Genomic DNA, 20,504 nt, shown 5'->3' on the forward strand with positions numbered 1-20,504 from the left:
CACTTCCTTTATAGTTATTTTTTCAGTAATTGTTGTTGTAAACGATACACGAGTTGAAGTGCGTCCATCGGTGTCGTACCGGAAATATTTAACCCGCGCAATTCATCAATAACCGCAAGTTCTTCTGCCGTTTGTTCTTCAAATAGCGATAACTGTGCGACTGGTTCTGCAATCGTTTGTGGTACTTCCACTAATTTTTCAACCGGCACTTCGACAATTTTTTCGACGACTTTCTCAACTGGCACTTCAATGACTTTCTCAACAATTTTTTCAACTGGTACTTCAACACGTTTTTCAACGATTTGTACGTCGCCATCTGCTTGTGATTCGAAATGTTGTAGCAGTACGTGTGCACGTTCAATAATTTCAGGTGGTAAATCTGCGAGTTTCGCCACGTGAATACCGTATGACTTATCTGCAGGGCCTTCTTTTACTTTATGTAAAAAGACGACACGTCCATCTTGCTCCGTCGCCGATACGTGAACGTTGCGTAAATGAGATAGCTGTTCTTCAAGCGCCGTTAACTCATGGTAGTGTGTTGAGAATAATGTATTCGCACCGATGTGGTCATGAATGTATTCCATCATCGCTTGCGCTAAACTCATACCGTCATACGTTGACGTACCGCGGCCAATTTCATCAAATAGCAATAAGCTGCGTTCTGTCGCGTTCGTAATCGCATGTTGTGACTCTAACATTTCGACCATAAATGTTGACTGACCACCTGCTAAATCGTCTGCCGCACCGATACGTGTGAAAATTTGATCGGTAATCGGTAACACCGCTTCGTCTGCTGGTACGTAGCAACCCATTTGTGCCATTACCGTAATGAGGGCAACTTGGCGCATATACGTCGATTTACCAGACATATTTGGCCCTGTAATAAGCATCATATTTTCATTTTCATTTAAAACACAGTCGTTTGGTACATATGTTGATTTATTTAACATTTTTTCAACGACAGGGTGACGACCGTTCACAATTTTCAATGCGCGACTTTCATGGAATGTCGGTTTCACGAAACGATATTTTTCAGACACCGTTGCGAATGCCGCATAAACGTCTAACTCACTAATTTGTGAGGCAATCGTTTGTAAGCGATGGATATATTGTTTCATCGTCTCACGAATTTCTGTAAACAATTTATATTCTAAAACAGAGCTTTCTTCTTGCGCTGTTAAAATCAGTTCTTCTTTTTCTTTTAATTCAGCTGAAATGTAACGTTCCGAATTCGTTAACGTTTGTTTACGCTCATAGCGAGAAAGGTCTGCTAAATGAATGTTCGATTTCGTAATTTCAATGTAGTAGCCGAATACGCGGTTGTAACCGATTTTTAAGTTTTTAATACCTGTACGTTCGCGTTCTTTTTGTTCTAATTGTGCAATCCAGTCTTTGCCGTTACGTGACGCATCGCGTAGTTCATCTAAACGCGCGTTATAGCCTTCGCGAATGACGTCGCCTTCTTTAATAGAAATCGGTGGATTATCTGTAATTGCGCTGCTTAAAAATTGTTCAATATCGGTACATAAATCAAGTGCTTCACCGAGTGCGATTAAATTGTCTCGTCCAGAATCTAACAGTTGCTGTTGAATGTTTGGCAGTTGGCGCAGTGAGTCGCGTAGTTGCGCTAAGTCACGACCACCGACTGAACCGAACGATACGCGACCGACAAGACGTTCTAAGTCATATACGTTCGTAAATAACTCTTGTAGTTCGACGCGTAAAAAATATTCTTCTAACAACGCCGTAACGACCGCAAGACGTTTTTCAATCGCCTGTCGGTCTGCAAGCGGTTGATGTAGCCATTGTTTTAATTTACGACCACCCATCGCTGTCACTGTTTCATCTAACAACCATAATAACGTGCCTTTTTGGTCGCCACCGCGAAGTGATTGAATCAACTCTAAATTTCTTTTTGAATGCGTGTCGATATTTAAATATTGCTCTACTTGTTGATACGTAAACGGTTGGATATGTGCGAGTGAACGCATTTGTGTACGCTCAATGTAGCGCAGCAAACGTTGAATCGTGCGGTGCAGTTCTTCTGGTGCTTGTGCCGTATAATGCGCACAATTTTCGGCATCCATTAATGATTCTTCAATTGATAAGACGATTGAATAGACGTCTGCAAGTTCTGTTAACTCATCAAAGAAAGCATCGGATACGACAAGTTCACGAATACCGAGCGATTGTAATTTTTGGAGTAAGTCATCGTTATCACCATCAACGTATGTGACCGTTGCTTCACCTGTTGAAATATCTAAATAACTAAAGCTATAGCGTGCACCGATTTTTTCAGCAGAAGCGATAAATAAATTCGTTTTACCATCTAATGCTTTCCCTTCCATCAGCGTCCCTGGCGTCACGACTTGTACGACTTCACGGCGCACGACACCTTTCGCCTGACGTGGATCTTCTGTTTGCTCACAGATGGCTACTTTATAACCTTTTTGCACGAGCGTTTCAATGTAGCCTTGCGCAGAATGATGCGGTACGCCACACATCGGAATGCGCTCTGCCACCCCTGCATCTTTCCCTGTTAATGTAATTTCTAAAATTTGTGATGCACGTGTCGCATCATCAAAAAATAGCTCATAAAAATCGCCTAATCGGAAAAATAAAAAAGCGTCTTTATAATCTTGTTTAATGTTCAAATATTGTTGCATCATCGGTGTGTATGCCATAATGTTTCATAAACCTCACTTCTACGTTCATTGTCTCTCTATTATATCAAAGTTAGCTTTGGAAAAAAGAAATACGTGTTATGATAATGGATGGAAAAAGGGGGTGTACATATGTTACTAACAGGAAGTATTATCGCAATGATTGCCGTCATTCTTGGCGCATTTGGCGCGCACGCATTAAAAGCGCGCTTTGTAGGCACAAACTATGCCGAAACGTGGGACACAGCCGTAAAATATCAAATGTATCATGCGCTTGCCTTAATAGCGATTGGCATTTTACAAACAGACGTGCTATTTGGTTCACAAACTATTTTTGCAACAGCAAGTACGCTTATGTTAATCGGTATTATTTTATTCTCAGGTAGTTTATACGTTTTAACGCTAACAGGTATTAAAAAATTAGGGGCCATTACACCAATTGGTGGCCTTTGCATGATTGTCGGTTGGCTTTGTGTAGCGATTGGCGTCGCATAATACATAAAAAAGAGGAAATGCACGTTTGGCATTTCCTCTTTTTTTATTGCGCTAATTATTCAGCGTCTGCGTATTCTTCTTCGAAGTCAGCAATTAAGTTTACAAAGTCTTTTGGTTCTTCTAACATACCAAGGTGACCTGTGTTTGTTAACATCATTTCAACGTATAAGTTGTCTGTTTCGACAGGCTCAACGATTGTATCTTCTTTACCTTCAATAACTAAAATCGGTGTTTCAGTTGTATCTAATAATTGTTGTTGGTTTGGACGTTGTTTCATTGCTTCAAGCGCCGCTACTAAGCCTTCTTTAGTGGCACCATTTGCGATTGATTTTGCAAATTCCACATCGCCTGGTTTTGCATCTTTTTTGAAGAATTTTGTAATTGTGTAATCCACATAGTGTTCTACACCTTGTTTTGTAATGATTGCTTGTTGGTCATTGCGTTTTGATTTTGTAAGCTCGCTGTCGGCAGCTGGAGAAGAGTAAGCTAATACCGCTTTCGTAATTGGCATTAATTGTTTTTCAAGTGCTGCAAGTGTGATGTAACCACCTAGAGAATGGCCAACCCAAGTTGCTTCCTCGATACCTTCTTCTTTTAACACGTTTACGATTTCTTGTGCATAATCGTATACTGTGTACGCTTCTTTTTCCATTACGCTTTCACCATGTCCTGGTAGGTCTACAGCAATGACGTCAAAACTTTGTGAAAGTGGTCCAATCACGCGGTCAAAAATTGCTGTGCTTCCTAAAAAACCATGGATGAGAACAAGCGGTGCGCCTGTTCCTTGTCGTGTATAATGTAACATAGCATAGCTCCCTTCAAACTTCCTATATGCTTTTGTATTCCCTACTTTAATTTTAATAAAAACTAACTCGGGTAATTTTGTATTCTAAATTGCATAACGCAACCATACTATAATATATCAAAATTCATTAGTAAATAGTGAAATCAAGCACGATTTCTTCTAATTTTATTTAAAAACTCCTCATTTACCACGCTTAATTTTTCATATAAAATACATATTTTTTCAGCATTAGTAAATAAAAGGTTGTTTTGCGCAAAAAAAACGCGAACCGTTCTAAACGATCCACGTTTTCTTACTATTCTTTCGTTAAACGATCATTCATCGTTTTCGTCACGAGTTGGAGTAAGTCATTTACTTCAACTTTTGCTGATTTAAATTGATCGACAATCGGCATATTGTCGATTTCTGCTTGCAACGCATCAATTTGCGCTTCTATGTCATGTTGTGCACTATATTTACCGTAGTGTTGTAAATTGACTGCTTGCTTTTGTAACTGCTTAATTTGCGCAATTTTTTGTTGCACTTTTTGATTACGATCAAGCTGTGCTTCTGCGCGTTTAAAAAACGTCACTTCTTCCGTCTCATTCATCATCTCTGCGATTTGACGCGCTTTACGTAAAATATCTTCTTTCGAAAATTCGGGCATTAAACCTCCACCTTTTCGACAACTCCGATAAATTCACCGTTTAAAGAGTACGTTTTGACATCTGTAACACGTACTTTCACGAGTTTGCCAATAACCTCTTTCGGTGCGCGGAAATTGACGAGTTTATTGCGACGTGTATAACCTGCTAACACGTCTTTATTACGTTTACTTTCACCGTCGACTAATACTTCTACAATTTTACCTTCATAGCCTTCAAGTGATTTCGCGCTATATTCCGATACGACCGCATTTAAACGTTGCAGACGATCTTTTTTCACATCCATCGGCACGTTATCTTGCATTTTCGCAGCTGGCGTACCTTCACGTGGTGAGTAAATGTATGTGAACGCCATTTCGAAGCCAACTTCACGATATAGTGATAACGTTTCTTCGAATTGTTCTTCTGTTTCGTTCGGGAAACCGACGATAATATCTGTTGTTAAAGCAACATCTGGAATCGCCTTCTTAATTTTAGCAACTAATTCTAAATAACGCTCGCGTGTATACTTACGCGCCATAATTTTTAACATACTTGATGAACCAGATTGTACTGGTAAGTGAATATGTTCAACTAAGTTACCTTTTTTCGCTAATACTTCGATTAAATAATCATCGAAATCGCGTGGGTGACTCGTCGTAAAGCGAATACGTGGCACGTCGATTTTACGTAGTTCGTCCATTAAGTGACCTAGACCGTAATCCATGTCTAAATCTTTACCGTAGGCGTTAACGTTTTGACCGAGCAATGTAATCTCTTGATAGCCTTGTGCTGCTAGTTCACGTACTTCTTGGATAATGTCTTGTGGTAAGCGGCTACGTTCTTTACCACGTGTATACGGTACGATACAGTACGTACAGAACTTATCGCAACCATACATAATGTTTACCCAAGCTTTTGTGCCACCGTTACGTACTTTCGGCATATTTTCAATGACATCGCCTTCTTTAGACCAAACGTCAACGACCATTTCTTTCGACATATACGCTTCGTGTAAAATGTCTGGTAGTTTATGAATGTTATGCGTACCGAAAATAATATCGACTTGATCGTACGTTTTCAAAATTTTATTCACGACCGCTTCTTCTTGTGACATACAGCCACAAACACCTAATAGTAAATCTGGATTTTTCGTTTTCAATGGTTTTAAGTGACCAAGTTCACCGAATACGCGGTTTTCTGCATTTTCACGGATCGCACACGTATTTAATAAAATGACGTTTGCTTCGTTCACGTCTTCTGTCGCTTCATAACCTAAACTTTCAAAAATACCAGCCATTACTTCTGTATCGTGGACATTCATTTGGCAACCGAACGTACGGATTAAAAATTTACGACCATTCCCCATACCTTCAAACTGTGGGTTGATATTAAATTTTTCGTACTCGACTTCTTCTTTACCGCGCTTTTTCGCATCTTTTAATGAAGGTGCTTGAAAATACGCGCTATAGTCTTTCGTCGGTTGTAGTGGTTTGAACGGCTTCGCCTGATCGTTCAATTTACGTTGTTCTTCGTTCATCGTTTATATTCCCCCTCAAATCATCCTTCTTATTATACGGAATTCGTGGGCGTTTGGAAACGATTTAAGTCAAGTACGCCTGTTGCATCGCTTTGTAGTCAAGCTTCCCTGTATGCAAATGAGGCAATTCCTCTACGCTATAAACGGCGACTTGGCTGTCATGTAATGTGTAGCGCTGTGTTAAAAACTGTTGAATGACGAATTCATTCGCACCGACGACGACGGCAACGAGTTGCGTATCATTGCCGACACATGCCACAGTTACACCGAATTTTTGCGCAATCGTTTTTTCCACGTCATGTAAATTGATACGCAATCCTTTAATTTTAATAAAACTTTTCAACCGTCCGATAAGCGTCGCATATCCTTCGTCATCAATCGTCGCAACATCGCCTGTCGCCAAACGACCTCCGTACTCATCATCTTTTGCTAAATCTTCTGCACCTAACGCATAACCCATCATGACATTTTTACCGTAGTAAATTAATTCCCCATTTTCCGCCACTTCAAATCGACCACCTGGTATAGGAACACCAATCGTCCCAATTTTGTCCGCTAGTCTGTCATACGGCACATACGCGATACGTGGAGATGCTTCAGTTTGACCGTACATCACATAAAAACGACGATTCGTTTGCATCGCATATTGATTAAATTTATCGACTAAATACGTATCTAAATGACCGCCCGCTTGTGTCATCACTTTTAACGATGGCAGTGACATATCAAAAAAGCCAAGGCGATTCAACATTTGATACGTGAACGGCACACCTGCAATTGATGTACCTTCGAACTCTTTTAAAAAATACCAAAATGACGGTAGTTTCACACTTTTTGTCGTTAGTAACATCGTCGCCCCGACTTGCAAGTGACTGTTTACAATCGAAATACCGTATGAATACGATAGCGGTAAATTAATAACGGGACGATCTTCGTCTGTTATTTGTAAATAGTCGACAATTGATTCCGCGTTTGCTTGTATATTTTGATACGATAAGCGCACATATTTCGGACTACCCGTCGTCCCAGATGTACTCAATAGTAACGCTAACTGCGGATGCACATCGTATGTCGGTAAAACGCGTTTTTTCCAAAATTGCTCCGTAATTTCATCGTATGCATCATGGCTCACTGCTCCGAGTAAAAATGCAGGTGCGTATCGGTCGACGATTTGTGCTAACACATCTGCCTCTATTCCATCGTTTAATAACATGACCGCATGCCCTGCTTGTAACGCTGCCACGTAATGGACAATCGTTTTATAATCATTGCGGCAAACGATGCCGACAAGTCCTTTTTGCGGCAATGTTAACATGCTGACGATATGTGCAGCATCTGCAGCTAAATCAGCATATGTATAACTAGCCGTCGCTTTTTGTACGGCTATTTTATTTGAAGCTTCAATTTCAAAAAACATACGAATCCCCCATTCATTCAATATGTACATTTTAAGTCAATTTTCTTAATTTTCATACTTTTATCTATATAAAAAAACTGAAACCCCGAAAGATTTCAGTTTTGACGTTATACACTTGCCATTGATGTCGCACGCATTTGCTTGTACATATGCACCCCGTAACGAATCGTTACATACGTCACAAGTGCAAAGGCAATGAATATTTCTACGCTGACGAGTAATTGTGCCACGACATTCGTCACTTCTAAATACGACAAAACATTCATTAACGCTGTCGCACTAATGACGAATGGAAATGTTAATGCCGCGTACGTTGGGAAAAATGGTAGTTTTAAAATGTTCGGTAGTTGTGTTAAAACGTAGCCGTACAATAGTTGTGCACACGTAATACCGATTATGACGACCACCGCTTTTGGTGCTGAAGCATGGGCGATATAACCTGCTGTAATGAGCGAGGCTGGTGCTGCTAAAATACCCATTAGCGGACGTGTTGGCGTCGGTAACCCATATGTCGCTATTCGCTTGAATAATAGCGGAATGAATAGTAGCGCAAAGCCAATACAAGCCCACGTCACAAAGGTCATCAGCATCGATAAACGGTCTCCTGCTGTAAGCGGCATGACGCCCATTCCGATATACATAATGAACCAACTTGGATAAACATCTTTTAAATGCACTTCTACTTTGACGACGAAGCGGTACGTAAAGTAAATCATCAGTGCAAAATGGGCGAACATCGCTGCATACCAAATGACTTCCCAAAACGTGTGTGTCATCCATAAACTACTTAACACCATGAAGGCCATCGTCCACGTTGGCATGACTGCCACGATCATCGCATTGTACATATCGTTTAAAATGGCCTCAGGTGCCAAGACGATTTTTAATATTAATCCTATAACAATGACACTACCGACGGCAATCATCACGTAACTAACGGTCGTCATATTTATTGATAATAATAATTTAGCAAATGAAAAGAGAGCGAGTACAACGCCTCCGATAGGCAATGGTAAACATTGAATTTTTTCTTTCATCATCGTTCAATCCTTTCTCGTTGCCTTTAGTATATAAGTTTTTCTTTCATTTGAAAAATACATCATTTAAATTATAATTATTGGAAAAGCCAATAATTAAGAGGTGCATACATGCTAGAACATTTAAAGATATTCATTAAAGTATATGAACAACGTAATTTTACGAAAGCATCAGAGTTGTTGTTCATTTCACAGCCGACGATTTCTACACGCATTAAGCAACTCGAACAACAATTGCAAACGCATTTTTTTATTCGAAAGGGGCCAAAAAGTATCGTGCCGACAGAAGCTGCGCATACGTTTTATCAATATGCTTTAAAAGCTGTTGATGATTTCAATCAAACAGTTGAGGCACTTCACGAAGAACCACGCACGCGTTGTCATATCGCTTGTTCGAATACGATTGCCATTCATTATTTCCCGCAAACTTTCCCATCGCTCGTCGCACAATTTCCGGCGGTCGATTTTAAATTATCGCTCTACAACTCTGCTGAAGTCGTAGAAGGCGTTAAACAACACCACGTCGACATTGGACTGATTGAAAAACCGATCGACACTTATCCGCTTCAAAAAACAGCATTAACGACTGATGAACTCGTATTAGCAGGTAATGTTGATAGTCCGTATTGGCTCATGCGCGAAACCGATTCCGGCGTTCATTTTTTTAATGAGTTGTACATTGCTGAACATAATATGAACGTGCAATTTATTTATTTAAATAGCAATGAAGTAATCGTCGAGTTGTTGAAACAAGGTTTTGGTAAAACGATTTTATCGAAAAAAGGATTACCAACGTCCATTCCGACAGAGAAGCTTTCTGAACGTTATTTGCGAACGCTTTACGTATTGTCACGCGAAGACTTACCACCACAAACAGCCGATGTATACAACGCTATCGTACAAGCGTTTTCAAGCATATAAAAAGGCACTGCGCTAATAATGCGCAATGCCTTTTTTTCGTCTTACATAAATTCTTTCATTAACTCGTCAAGTTTATCTTCGCCTAGTTCAAGGTCCGCATATGTTAATGCTTCTTCTGAATAGCCGATTGCTTTATCTTGATAAGAAGTTGTTTCTGTATCTTGATAAATGATACCTGTTACAAGACCTTCATGTTCCATCACCGTTTGCATCGCTTGCTCACGGTTTGAATTGTCATAGCCTTCGATATCTGCTAATTTTGTTAAGTTTTCTTTGAACCAATCGTATGTGTTTACTTTGTTGTATGTTACACATGGTGAGAATACGTTGATGAATGAGAAGCCTTTATGTTTCATACCTGCTTCGATCATCGCTGTCAGTTCTTTTAAGTCTGTTGAGAAGCCTTGTGCCACGAATGTCGCACCTGCAGAAAGTGCCACTTCAAGTGGTTTTAACGATGGCTCAATTGCGCCACCTGGTGTTGATTTCGTAATGAAACCAGCAGCAGAACGTGGAGACGTTTGACCTTTCGTTAAACCGTAAATTTGGTTATCCATGACGATATATGTCACGTCGATGTTACGACGGATTGAGTGAATTGTATGACCCATACCGATAGCGAAACCATCACCGTCACCACCAGTGGCGATAACGTTTAAGTCACGGTTCGCAAGTTTAAGTCCTTGTGCGATTGGTAACGCACGACCGTGAATACCGTGTAAGCCGTAAGCATTAATATAGCCTGATAGACGACCTGAGCAACCGATACCTGATACGACCGCAAGTTCATGCGGTTGTAGTTCTAAGTTTGCTGCTGCACGTTGAATCGATGCTTGTACCGAGAAATCACCGCACCCTGGACACCAGTTTGGTTTAATTGTATTACGGAAATCTTTAAATGTTACCATCTGTTAGCAACTCCTTTACGCGACCTAACAGTTCGTTCGGTAAGAATGGTGTACCATCATATTTTGTTAGGCTCACAATTTTGTCGTGGATACCCATGTTCATTTTCATAATGCTCGCAAGTTGACCTGTCGCATTGTTTTCAACGACAACAACCTTTTTCGCTTTGTCAGTTAATGCTTTTAGTTCTTCCACTGGGAATGGGTGAATTAAACGAATGTGGGCATGGTTCGCACGAATGCCTTGTTCGTCTAATACTGGACGAATTTCTTCAATCGCCCCACGTGTCGAACCGAAACCGACGATTAATACGTCTGCTTCGTCATTTGGCGCATCTGTGTAAACAGGTGTTTCAAATTCGACGTAGTTTAATTTACGGAAACGTTTGTCCATTTGCGCTAAGCGATTTGCTGGCGCTTCAGAAGGTGTACCGATTTCAGAGTGTTCAACACCTGTTACGTGGTGAATACCGTATTGTTGACCTGGTACGACACGTGGTGATACACCGTCTTCTGTTACTTCATAACGTTTGAAGTATGCTTTTTCTTCAAGCTCAGGAAGTTCTCCTAAGTTTAATTTACCGCGTTTAATTGATACTTTGCTGTAATCAAATGGTTCTACTGTTTGCTTACCAAGTGATAGTTGTAAGTCAGATAGTAAAATAACCGGTAATTGTAATTGATCAGCGATGTTAAACGCTTGAATTGTATCGTAAAATGCTTCTTCACCTGTAGATGGTGCGATAATTACTTTCGGAATTTCACCATGTGTACCGTAAAGCATTGCGAATAAATCTGATTGTTCTTGTTTTGTTGGTAAACCAGTTGATGGGCCACCACGTTGCGTATCAACGACAACGAGTGGTGTTTCTGTCATACCAGCTAAACCAAGACCTTCCATCATTAGTGACAAACCAGGACCAGCTGATGCCGTAAATGCACGTGCACCACCGTATGAAGCACCGATTGCCATTGTGACAGCTGCGATTTCGTCTTCTGTTTGAACAACGACGCCGCCGACTTTTGGCATTTTTTTCGTTAAGTACTCCATAATTTCTGAAGCAGGTGTAATTGGGTAAGCACTCATCACACGAGAGCCTGCCGCAAGTGCACCTAATGCAATCGCTTCATTACCGATCATGAATAAACGATGTTTACCATCGCCTGCTGCAAGCTCGAATTGCCCTTCTTCTTTGCCAGCTTCCGCTAATAAATCGTGCATGATTTTGTGCCCTTGTGCGATTGCTTCCATGTTGTTAGCAACGACTTCTTCACCTTTACGGCCAAAGATTTCGTCGACAACGCTTTGGAATACTGTATCTTCTAAGTTCATTAATGCAGCTGTCGCACCGATTGCGACCATGTTTTTCATTAATGTTGTACCTAGTTCTTTTGCTGTTGCTGTGAAAGGTACGATATACATCGTTGCTTCACAGTCTTCCGGTTTTACCGGTTTGAATTTTGCATCGGCTAAAATGACGCCATCTGCATGTAATTCTTTATAGTTAACGTCGATTGTTTCTTGGTCAAATGCAACAAGAATATCGTTATCGTCTGGAATCGTATGCACCGCAGTTGTGCGTACGTTAATTTTATTGTTCGTATGGCCACCTTTAATACGAGAAGAGAAATGACGGTAACCGTATAGGTGATAACCTAGACGATTCATCGCTGTTGAGAAAATCTCACCAGTTGATTCGATCCCTTCCCCTTGTTGCCCACCGACTTTCCATGAAAGTTGATGTAACATGATTAAACATCTCCTTAAAGCAGGGTATTTTATATATTTTTGTCCTTCATAAGTTTATCACGAAGCTACTTTAGAAACTATTGTAAATCATTGAAATCAGCGAATTTCAGACCTTTGACGGAAAATTTAGGATTGAATATCGAAATAAAACTTAATATTCTAACTTTTTATGCTTTTTATGTGTTTAAAAATGCTAAAAAGGGAATTATAGAAACTAAACAAAGGATGTGAAAAGAAGAAGTTGGATAGGATATACATGAAAACAACTTATGAATCGAGGTGAAAGCTATTGCGAGCGTCGCAATAGCACCAGTTATGATGAAACTTTTATGGATTCCGATTACAATGTTTGTTGTCTCATTAACTGCTTATATGGTCGCAACGTGGAGCCCAGATAACGCTTATGCACTGCGCATCTTCATTGGTCAAGGGGTTATGCTTCCATTCTTCTTCTTCGTATTATTGTTCCTATGGAGATTCAATATACTGTTCAAACGTCCTAAAACAAAACGCCCTGCAGTATCTTAAGGCAAAAAAAGAGGCTCGTTCCGATATGGAACGGCCTCTTTTTTATCGACAATTATCCTTTGAATGGATTGTCTGGATTAATGTAAATGCGTTCAAATTGTAACGCTTTACCTGTTTGATCGTCTAATTCAACGAAGAAACCGCTTAGTACAGCGTCGCCTTTCAACGGTACTTCAAAGCGTACTGGCATATTTGTTTGGAAACGATATAAAACGCTCTCTTTTTTCATGCCTAATACTTCGTTGTAAGGGCCTGTCATACCGACATCCGTAATATAAGCTGTGCCACCTGGTAAAATGCGTGCGTCTGCTGTTTGCACGTGTGTATGCGTACCGACCACACAAGATGCTTCTCCTGCTAAATGCCAACCGAGTGCAATTTTTTCACTCGTTGTTTCTGCATGAAAATCGACGAATACAAGTGGTGAAATTTCTTTCGCTTCTGCCACTAATTGTTTGCCGACTTTAAATGGATCGTCATGTGCTGGTAAAAATACACGGCCGTGTAAATTGATCACTGATAACGTTTTACCGTTTTTCTCTACTGTTGTCATCCCTTTACCTGGTGCTTCTTCAGAGAAGTTTGCAGGGCGCACTAAGTAGTCTGCATCATCAATAAAATCGAAAATTTCGCGTTGATCCCACGTATGGTTACCCATCGTCATCACATCGACACCCATCATTAATAAATCTTGATAAATGCGACGTGTTAAACCGCGTCCTTTCGCTGCGTTTTCTGCATTCGCAATAACGACGTCAATGTCGTATTTACGTTTTAATTTTGGTAAATAGTGCGCTACTGCATCTAAACCGATATCTCCTACGATGTCACCGATAAATAAAACTTTCATTATATATGCTCCTTATATTACAAGTTACGTTTACTTTACCACACTTCACGTCATTTAAGTAGCGCACGAAAAAAAGAGGCCGCGCACGAAGCGACGACCTCTTTCATTTATTTCGCGTATTCGACAGCGCGTGTTTCGCGGATTACCGTTACTTTAATATGTCCTGGGTAATCAAGTTCATCTTCAATACGTTTGCGAATATCTCTCGCTAAACGGTGTGAAGCTAAATCATCGACAGCGTCCGGACGAACGATAATACGGATTTCACGACCTGCTTGAATTGCGTATGATTTTTCGACACCTTCATAAGACTCTGAAATTTCTTCCAGTTTTTCAAGGCGACGAATATAATTTTCTAACGTTTCACTACGAGCACCTGGACGTGCAGCTGATAATGCATCGGCTGCAGCAACAAGTACAGCAATAACAGACGTTGCTTCTGTGTCACCGTGGTGAGAAGCGATACTGTTAATAACAACTGGATGCTCTTTATATTTCGTTGCAAGTTCAACACCAATTTCAACGTGTGAGCCTTCAACTTCGTGGTCAATTGCTTTACCGATATCGTGTAGAAGACCTGCACGTTTTGCGAGCATGACATCTTCTCCAAGTTCAGCAGCAAGTAAGCCTGTTAAGTGTGCGACTTCGATTGAGTGCTTTAAGACGTTTTGGCCATAACTTGTACGATATTTCATACGACCTAAAATTTTCATTAAGTCTGGGTGTAGATTGTGAATACCAAGCTCGAACGTCGTTTGTTCACCTGTTTCGCGAATTTGCTCATCGATTTCACGACGAGATTTTTCGACCATTTCTTCAATACGTGCTGGGTGAATACGGCCATCTTGTACTAATTTTTCAAGTGCAAGACGTGCTGTTTCACGACGGATTGGATCAAAACCAGATAAAATAACGGCTTCTGGCGTATCATCGATAATTAAATCGATACCAGTAAGTGTTTCGAGTGTTCGGATATTACGACCTTCACGACCGATAATACGACCTTTCATTTCGTCGTTCGGTAAGTTCACGACAGAAACAGTCGTTTCAGCCACGTGGTCAGCAGCAAAGCGTTGAATTGCTAATGATAAAATTTCGCGTGCTTTTTTATCAGCCGTTTCTTTCGCGCCTTGTTCAGCTTCTTTCGTCATGACGGCGATATCAGTCGTCAATTCAGTTTCAACGTCTTTTAGAATAATGTCTTTTGCTTCATCACGCGTTAAAGCTGAAATGCGTTCAAGTTCCGTGCTTTGTTTAGCAACAAGCTCTTCCACTTTGCTTTCCATCTGTTCAATATGCTGTTGTCTTTCAGCTAGAGACGCTTCTTTGCGTTCTAAAGCCGTTTCCCGATTATTCAGAGATTCATCCTTACGATCTAAGTTTTCTTCACGCATTAACAAGCGATTTTCTTGTTTTTGTAATTCAGAACGACGATCACGGATTTCATTTTCTGCTTCTGTTCGAAGTTTGTGAGTTTCATCTTTTGCTTCTAACAGTGCTTCTTTCTTCAGTGCTTCCGCTTCTCTCTTACCATCTTCGATAATCATTTCTGCGGAGCTCTTAGCACCTGACACTTTTGAATCATTCACTTTTTTCATGGCGAAATAGATAACAGCGGCACCGACGATGAGTCCAAGCAAAGCGGAGATTATGATTTCCATCATTCGAACACCTCCTCTTGCTATTTTAAAAAAACATTTTCAGTCGGCTATACATTACATTGTGCAATATACTGCCTATTTCATTTCAGTTGAGAAATAATACAATTTCATTGTATAGATGAAAAAAAGGACTGTCAAGGATTCACAGTATTTGGATATTCTTTTCTTTCTGTTCGATAACTATTTTTTTATCATAAAAACCAAATGACTTTTTGCTTATTTTTCCATAAAGAGAGAGCTGCCCTATAAGTTTTACCTTACAGGACAGCTCTACTCATAAATTTGCCAAATTATGCTTTGTCTAGGCCTAATTCTGCTGCTAATTCTGGATCCATTTTTTCGTCTTCCTCTTCAGCAACTTCAAATTCATCCCCTGCAATACCTGCTGCAGCGCGGATTTTTTGTGCGATTTCTTCACAAATTTTAGGGTTATCTAGTAAGAATTGTTTCGCATTTTCACGGCCTTGACCTAAACGTTCATCGCCATAAGCGAACCAAGAACCTGATTTTTGGACGATTTCTTTTTCTACACCAAGGTCGACAACTTCACCGACGTAAGAAATACCTTGACCGTACATAATATCAACTTCTGCTACTTTAAATGGTGGTGCCACTTTGTTTTTCACGACTTTGATTTTCGTACGGTTACCGACCATTTCACTACCTTGTTTAATTGTTTCAGCACGGCGTACTTCTAAACGGATTGAAGAGTAGAATTTTAACGCACGGCCACCTGTTGTTGTTTCAGGGTTACCGAACATTACACCGATTTTTTCACGAATTTGGTTAATGAAAATAGCGATACAGTTTGATTTATTAATGATACCAGAAAGTTTACGTAATGCTTGAGACATTAAACGAGCTTGAAGACCCATATGAGAGTCACCCATTTCGCCTTCGATTTCGGCTTTCGGTACTAATGCTGCTACTGAGTCAATGATGATAATGTCGATGGCACCACTACGTACTAATGCTTCAGCGATTTCAAGTGCTTGTTCACCTGTATCTGGTTGAGATAGTAGTAATTCATCAATATTAACACCTAATTTTTGTGCGTATGCTGGATCAAGCGCATGCTCTGCATCGATAAACGCTGCTTGGCCACCATTTTTTTGTACTTCTGCGATTGCATGTAGTGCAACGGTTGTTTTACCTGAAGACTCTGGACCATATACTTCAATAATACGGCCTTTCGGATAACCGCCTACTCCAAGTGCCATATCAAGTGTTAAAGAACCACTTGAAGACGTTGATACTTTGCGATCCGCTTGTTCTCCTAATTTCATTACTGAACCTTTACCAAATTGTTTTTCAATTTGTTTTAATGCCATATCTAAGGCCGCTTTACGATCGTTCAATGTATTTCCTCCTTCATTACACTCACTGTTGTGTCTATAAATACTATACTGCAAATCAGACAATTTCTCAAGAAAAAAGCGAACATTTATTCGCTTTTTTTTCTACTGTTCTGTAATTATAGGGTCTTTTTCATCGAGATTCAAACGAAACGACCTCGTTTTAACCGTTATTTTTCAATTTCTCATATCCACATTCATCGAGTAATTGAATGATGCGATAGAGCGCATTTTTAACGGTAATAAGACGGTTTACGTTACGTTTTTTTCCTAAGTTCAGTTCATATGAACGTACATGTTCATGAAATTTAATACCGATCCAAATCGTACCTGCCGGACTACCATCGTGTGCATCCGGCCCAGCTGCACCTGTTAAGCCAACGCCAATATCTGCCTCATATTTCTCCGCAACAGCAATCGCCATCGCTTCTGCACATTCTTTGCTGACGACTGTATATTTATCTAAATACGCACGATCAATGCCGAGTTGTTTTACTTTCATATGTTCGTTATAGACGACAGCGCCTCCTTGTAATGCTGCACCGACACCGCTATTTTTCGCAAGCTCTGCCATAAATAGCCCTGCCGTTAGACTTTCTGCTGCCGCAATCGTTAATTCATTGTCGATTAACATACGTGTTAACTTAGAAGAAAGGGAGTCATCGTTCGTGCCGTAACAATATTTCCCGACGCGCGATAAAATATCTTCTATTACCGATTGCATCAGTGCTTTTGCCGCCGCTTCGTCGTGTGCTTGTGCTGTAATACGTAATGTCACTTCACCGTCTCCTGCCAGTGGTGCGACAGTCGGATTCGTCAAATCTAGCAAATCTTCCACTTCTACTTCAAGCGCTGACTCACCGATACCGTAAAAACGTAACACGTGAGAAATAATTTGCGCGCCTTCTGTAACAAGTGACGCTAAGCGCGGTTTCGCTTCATATTGAAACATCGGTTCTAACTCGCTCGGTGGACCTGGTAATAAAATGTAGTGACGACCATCTTTTTCATAAAACATCCCTGGCGCCATTCCGTGATGATTCGGTAAAACGTCACAACCCGCTAACACGAGCGCTTGTTTTTTATTGTTTTCTGTCATCGGACGATTACGACGTGCAAAAAATGATTCGATACTATCTATCGCAATGGCATCGTATTCTAATGGAACGCCTAAATGATTCGCAATCGTTTCTTTCGTTAAATCATCTTTCGTTGGTCCTAAACCACCGCTAAATATAATTAAATCGGCGCGTGACTCTGCAATGCGAATCGCTTCTAATAAACGACCTACGTTGTCCCCTACAACGGTATGGTGGTAAATAGAAATGCCAAGCTCCGATAGCTGGCTTGAAATAAATCGTGCATTCGTATTATTAATTTGGCCGAGTAATAACTCAGACCCTACTGCTATAATTTCTGCGTTCATACTTTTCCCCCTAATAAAAAAATACTTCCTATACGTATTGTATAGGAAGTATTCAACAAATGGGCATATTTTACATCGAATCTAATAATAGACGACGGTTTTTCCAGAAATAATCTAAACCTGATAGTAATGTAAAGAAGAACGCCACATATAACATAATTTGATCAAATGGAATGTTCCACATTTCAAAAATAATATTGTGTAATAGTAAGAACGACAATGCGACCATTTGTGACCATGTTTTTAATTTCCCAAGGTTACTTGCCGCAATAATCACATTTTGTTCAGCACCGATTGAACGTAAACCTGTTACGGCAAATTCACGTGCTACAATGACGATAATCACCCATGCAGGTGCTACTCCCCATTGAACTAAAATGATAAATGCTGCTGTTACTAACAATTTATCTGCTAGTGGATCAAGGAATTTCCCCATGTTTGTCACTAAATTATACTTACGTGCTAAATGACCATCAAAGAAGTCTGTAATAGATGCAATGATGAAAACAATGGCACCTACTAAATGTTCGATTGGCATCGTTGCGCCTAATAGCTCAATGTTACCCCAACCGAAGTTTACAACCATTAAAATAACGAAAATCGGAATCATGACAACACGAGAAACAGTTATTTTGTTTGGTAAATTCATTTTGTTCACCCTTTTTCAAAGAAAATAGCCATCAAAAGATGACTATCCTCTGAATTATTTCGTTTTAACGACGATATTTTGTGTCGGACGGCTAGATGCAGGTACTAATAGTTTTACTTCTTTATTGTTAATAAATACTTTCCCTGCAGCGGCAGCGCCTAAACGGATACGAATGCTTTCTTGACCTTTTGCGTCAAATTCTAATTTGTCGCCGTTTGCATACATTTTACCCGCTACTAAGTTTGCACCATTTTTATCTGTAATACCAACCCAGTTGTCACCTGTCATTTCTACACGTACTTTGAATTTTTTCGTGTTTGATAACGTGTAGTTTGTTGTTGCGCTGTCACCAGCGTCTTCACCTTTAGAAATCGTACCTGCTTTTTTCTTTTCTTTCGCAGCTTTTTCTTTTTCGGCTTTTTCTTTTTCAGCTTTTGCTTTTGCTTTTGCTTTTTCTTTCGCAGCCTTTTCAGCAGCAGCTTTTTCTTCTGCTTCTTGGTCGACTACTTCTTGCTCTTTGCTGTCATCTTTTGTTGCATCTGTTTTTGTTGTTTCAGTTTTTGCTGTTTGTTCTTGTTTAACATCTTCTGTTACATCATTGCTTGCACGGTTTTGCATTAAGAACCATACGATTGCGATGACAACGACAACGATAACTGCAACTGCAATTTTCGGCATTAAATCCGATTTCTTTTTTGTCGTTTGCGCTTTATGCTTCACAGCTTTTTGCGCAGGTTGTGATGAACGTTGATTTGAACCACCTTTTGGCTGTTGAATCGACGTTGCTGTACCAGCAGATACCTCTGCTGCTTTGTTTGCAGGGATTTCAGATTTATACGTTTCTAAAATCTCATTTGCATCTAGTCCGACTGCTTCTGCATATTGCTTAATAAATGCACGTACATAGAAAGCGCCAGGCATTACGCTAAAGTTGCCTTCTTCGATGGCAGACAAATAGCGCTTTTGGATTTTTGTGATTTCTTGCAAATCTTCTAAACTATACCCTTTGGCCAATCTCGCTTCTTTTAAGCGAGTACCTAGTTCTGCCAAGCTAAACACCTACCTGTTAAAAGTTAAAGTCTCCAAAACCACCGAAACCACCTGAACCATTGAAAAAGTCATTTTTCGACTGTTTTTCAAGAGTTTCGTATGTAATTTCTTCCTCTGGATGATGTCTTAATTCGATTATATAATCAAAATCTTCGAGCGAGTATTGCGAATGTTGTACGAAAATATCCGGGTGTTCGACGACTTTAATCGTCGGTAATTGCATCGTCTCTCGCACGAGCTGTTGATGCTTTTCATCGCTTGAACGACGCGTAACAGCACCGTCAATAATGAACACGTTATTGGCGCTATATTCATCGCCATGCAGCTTTTGTCTGAGCGTTTGCTTAATCATCGTGGACGATAAAAACAGCCATTTTTTGTTTGCACAAACACTAGCTGCTACGATCGACTCTGTTTTTCCGACGCGTGGCATCCCACGAATCCCGATTAATTTATGCCCTTCCTTTTTAAAAAGTTCAGCCATAAAATCGACCAAAATCCCTAATTCATCACGTACGAAACGAAATGTTTTCGTCTCGTCACCTTCACGTTGAATGTAACGACCATGACGAATCGCTAGGCGGTCTCGTGTCGTTGGTTTTCTAAACTTTGTCACACGAATCATTTCCATCGTAGATACAATGTTGCGAAAACGCTCAATTTGTTCTGCTTTCTCAGCACGAATTAACATGCCGCGGCGCACTAAATCAACGCCATTAATCGTCACAATATTGACGCGCAACATCCCGAGAAGTGATGCAATATCCCCTAATAGACCAGGACGGTTTACTTGTATTTCGTATTCAAAATACCATTCGTTCATATAAGG

At 40.2% G+C, this 20,504-nt stretch carries 18 protein-coding genes; 3 read left to right on the plus strand and 15 right to left on the minus strand.

All coding sequences use genetic code 11. From position 1 onward, the window contains the following. Positions 1-14: 14 nt before the first annotated feature. The gene (gene mutS, locus KMHG_RS01555) at positions 15-2,684 is read right to left on the minus strand and encodes a DNA mismatch repair protein MutS (protein WP_010286237.1); all 2,670 of its coding nucleotides are present in this window, start codon (positions 2,682-2,684) and stop codon (positions 15-17) included. A gap of 111 nt (positions 2,685-2,795) precedes the next feature. Here mutS and KMHG_RS01560 point away from each other — a divergent pair, with 111 nt between their 5' ends. Further along, on the plus strand, positions 2,796-3,158 hold the full coding sequence (locus tag KMHG_RS01560) for a DUF423 domain-containing protein (RefSeq protein ID WP_010286239.1): 363 nt from the start codon (positions 2,796-2,798) through the stop codon (positions 3,156-3,158). 55 nt (positions 3,159-3,213) lie between these two features. Here KMHG_RS01560 and KMHG_RS01565 read toward each other — a convergent pair whose 3' ends face one another. The 5 genes from KMHG_RS01565 to KMHG_RS01585 all read right to left on the minus strand — a co-directional run bounded on the left by KMHG_RS01565 (position 3,214) and on the right by KMHG_RS01585 (position 8,583). After that, positions 3,214-3,963 (minus strand): alpha/beta fold hydrolase, encoded by a 750-nt coding sequence (locus tag KMHG_RS01565; protein ID WP_010286241.1) that lies wholly within the window; start codon positions 3,961-3,963, stop codon positions 3,214-3,216. A gap of 295 nt (positions 3,964-4,258) precedes the next feature. Then, positions 4,259-4,609: a YlbF/YmcA family competence regulator gene (locus KMHG_RS01570; protein WP_010286243.1), complete on the minus strand. Its 351-nt coding sequence runs from the start codon at positions 4,607-4,609 to the stop codon at positions 4,259-4,261. Next, entirely contained in the window at positions 4,609-6,126 is a 1,518-nt protein-coding gene (miaB, locus tag KMHG_RS01575) for a tRNA (N6-isopentenyl adenosine(37)-C2)-methylthiotransferase MiaB (protein ID WP_010286246.1), read from the minus strand. The genes KMHG_RS01570 and miaB overlap by 1 nt, the downstream gene beginning before the upstream one ends. A gap of 64 nt (positions 6,127-6,190) precedes the next feature. Beyond that, the gene (locus tag KMHG_RS01580; RefSeq protein ID WP_010286249.1) at positions 6,191-7,543 is read right to left on the minus strand and encodes an AMP-binding protein; all 1,353 of its coding nucleotides are present in this window, start codon (positions 7,541-7,543) and stop codon (positions 6,191-6,193) included. A 107-nt stretch (positions 7,544-7,650) separates the two neighbouring features. Further along, positions 7,651-8,583 carry a TDT family transporter gene (locus KMHG_RS01585; RefSeq protein ID WP_010286251.1) on the minus strand — a complete coding sequence of 311 codons (933 nt, stop codon included), beginning with the start codon at positions 8,581-8,583 and terminating at the stop codon, positions 7,651-7,653. A 108-nt stretch (positions 8,584-8,691) separates the two neighbouring features. Between KMHG_RS01585 and KMHG_RS01590 the strand changes: the two genes are divergently transcribed. Then, a complete protein-coding gene (locus KMHG_RS01590) occupies positions 8,692-9,501 on the plus strand; it encodes a LysR family transcriptional regulator (RefSeq protein WP_010286253.1) in 810 nt (269 codons plus the stop codon). A gap of 41 nt (positions 9,502-9,542) precedes the next feature. On the opposite strand, the gene KMHG_RS01595 is transcribed toward KMHG_RS01590, so the two are convergent. Next, entirely contained in the window at positions 9,543-10,409 is an 867-nt protein-coding gene (locus KMHG_RS01595; RefSeq protein WP_010286255.1) for a 2-oxoacid:ferredoxin oxidoreductase subunit beta, read from the minus strand. Further along, positions 10,396-12,156, minus strand: a complete 1,761-nt coding sequence (locus tag KMHG_RS01600; protein ID WP_010286257.1) for a 2-oxoacid:acceptor oxidoreductase subunit alpha — start codon at positions 12,154-12,156, stop codon at positions 10,396-10,398. The genes KMHG_RS01595 and KMHG_RS01600 overlap by 14 nt, the downstream gene beginning before the upstream one ends. Positions 12,157-12,471: 315 nt before the next feature. Here KMHG_RS01600 and KMHG_RS01605 point away from each other — a divergent pair, with 315 nt between their 5' ends. Next, positions 12,472-12,684 (plus strand): hypothetical protein, encoded by a 213-nt coding sequence (locus KMHG_RS01605; protein ID WP_010286259.1) that lies wholly within the window; start codon positions 12,472-12,474, stop codon positions 12,682-12,684. A gap of 52 nt (positions 12,685-12,736) precedes the next feature. On the opposite strand, the gene KMHG_RS01610 is transcribed toward KMHG_RS01605, so the two are convergent. The 7 genes from KMHG_RS01610 to KMHG_RS01640 all read right to left on the minus strand — a co-directional run bounded on the left by KMHG_RS01610 (position 12,737) and on the right by KMHG_RS01640 (position 20,498). Next, on the minus strand, positions 12,737-13,534 hold the full coding sequence (locus tag KMHG_RS01610; protein WP_010286260.1) for a TIGR00282 family metallophosphoesterase: 798 nt from the start codon (positions 13,532-13,534) through the stop codon (positions 12,737-12,739). A gap of 107 nt (positions 13,535-13,641) precedes the next feature. Continuing rightward, positions 13,642-15,195 (minus strand): ribonuclease Y, encoded by a 1,554-nt coding sequence (rny, locus tag KMHG_RS01615; RefSeq protein WP_026021969.1) that lies wholly within the window; start codon positions 15,193-15,195, stop codon positions 13,642-13,644. 290 nt (positions 15,196-15,485) lie between these two features. Next, positions 15,486-16,553 (minus strand): recombinase RecA, encoded by a 1,068-nt coding sequence (gene recA / locus KMHG_RS01620; protein WP_010286262.1) that lies wholly within the window; start codon positions 16,551-16,553, stop codon positions 15,486-15,488. A 160-nt stretch (positions 16,554-16,713) separates the two neighbouring features. Then, on the minus strand, positions 16,714-17,976 hold the full coding sequence (locus KMHG_RS01625) for a competence/damage-inducible protein A (protein ID WP_010286263.1): 1,263 nt from the start codon (positions 17,974-17,976) through the stop codon (positions 16,714-16,716). 70 nt (positions 17,977-18,046) lie between these two features. Further along, complete coding sequence (pgsA, locus tag KMHG_RS01630; protein WP_010286264.1) at positions 18,047-18,625, minus strand: CDP-diacylglycerol--glycerol-3-phosphate 3-phosphatidyltransferase; 579 nt, start codon at positions 18,623-18,625, stop codon at positions 18,047-18,049. Between the two features lie 54 nt (positions 18,626-18,679). Then, positions 18,680-19,675, minus strand: a complete 996-nt coding sequence (locus KMHG_RS01635) for a helix-turn-helix domain-containing protein (RefSeq protein WP_010286265.1) — start codon at positions 19,673-19,675, stop codon at positions 18,680-18,682. A 16-nt stretch (positions 19,676-19,691) separates the two neighbouring features. Further along, complete coding sequence (locus tag KMHG_RS01640; RefSeq protein ID WP_010286267.1) at positions 19,692-20,498, minus strand: DUF3388 domain-containing protein; 807 nt, start codon at positions 20,496-20,498, stop codon at positions 19,692-19,694. Between the last annotated feature and the right edge of the window lie 6 nt (positions 20,499-20,504).

It is taken from the genome of Kurthia massiliensis (assembly GCF_000285555.1).
GTDB classification, from domain to species: Bacteria; Bacillota; Bacilli; order Bacillales_A; family Planococcaceae; genus Kurthia; species Kurthia massiliensis.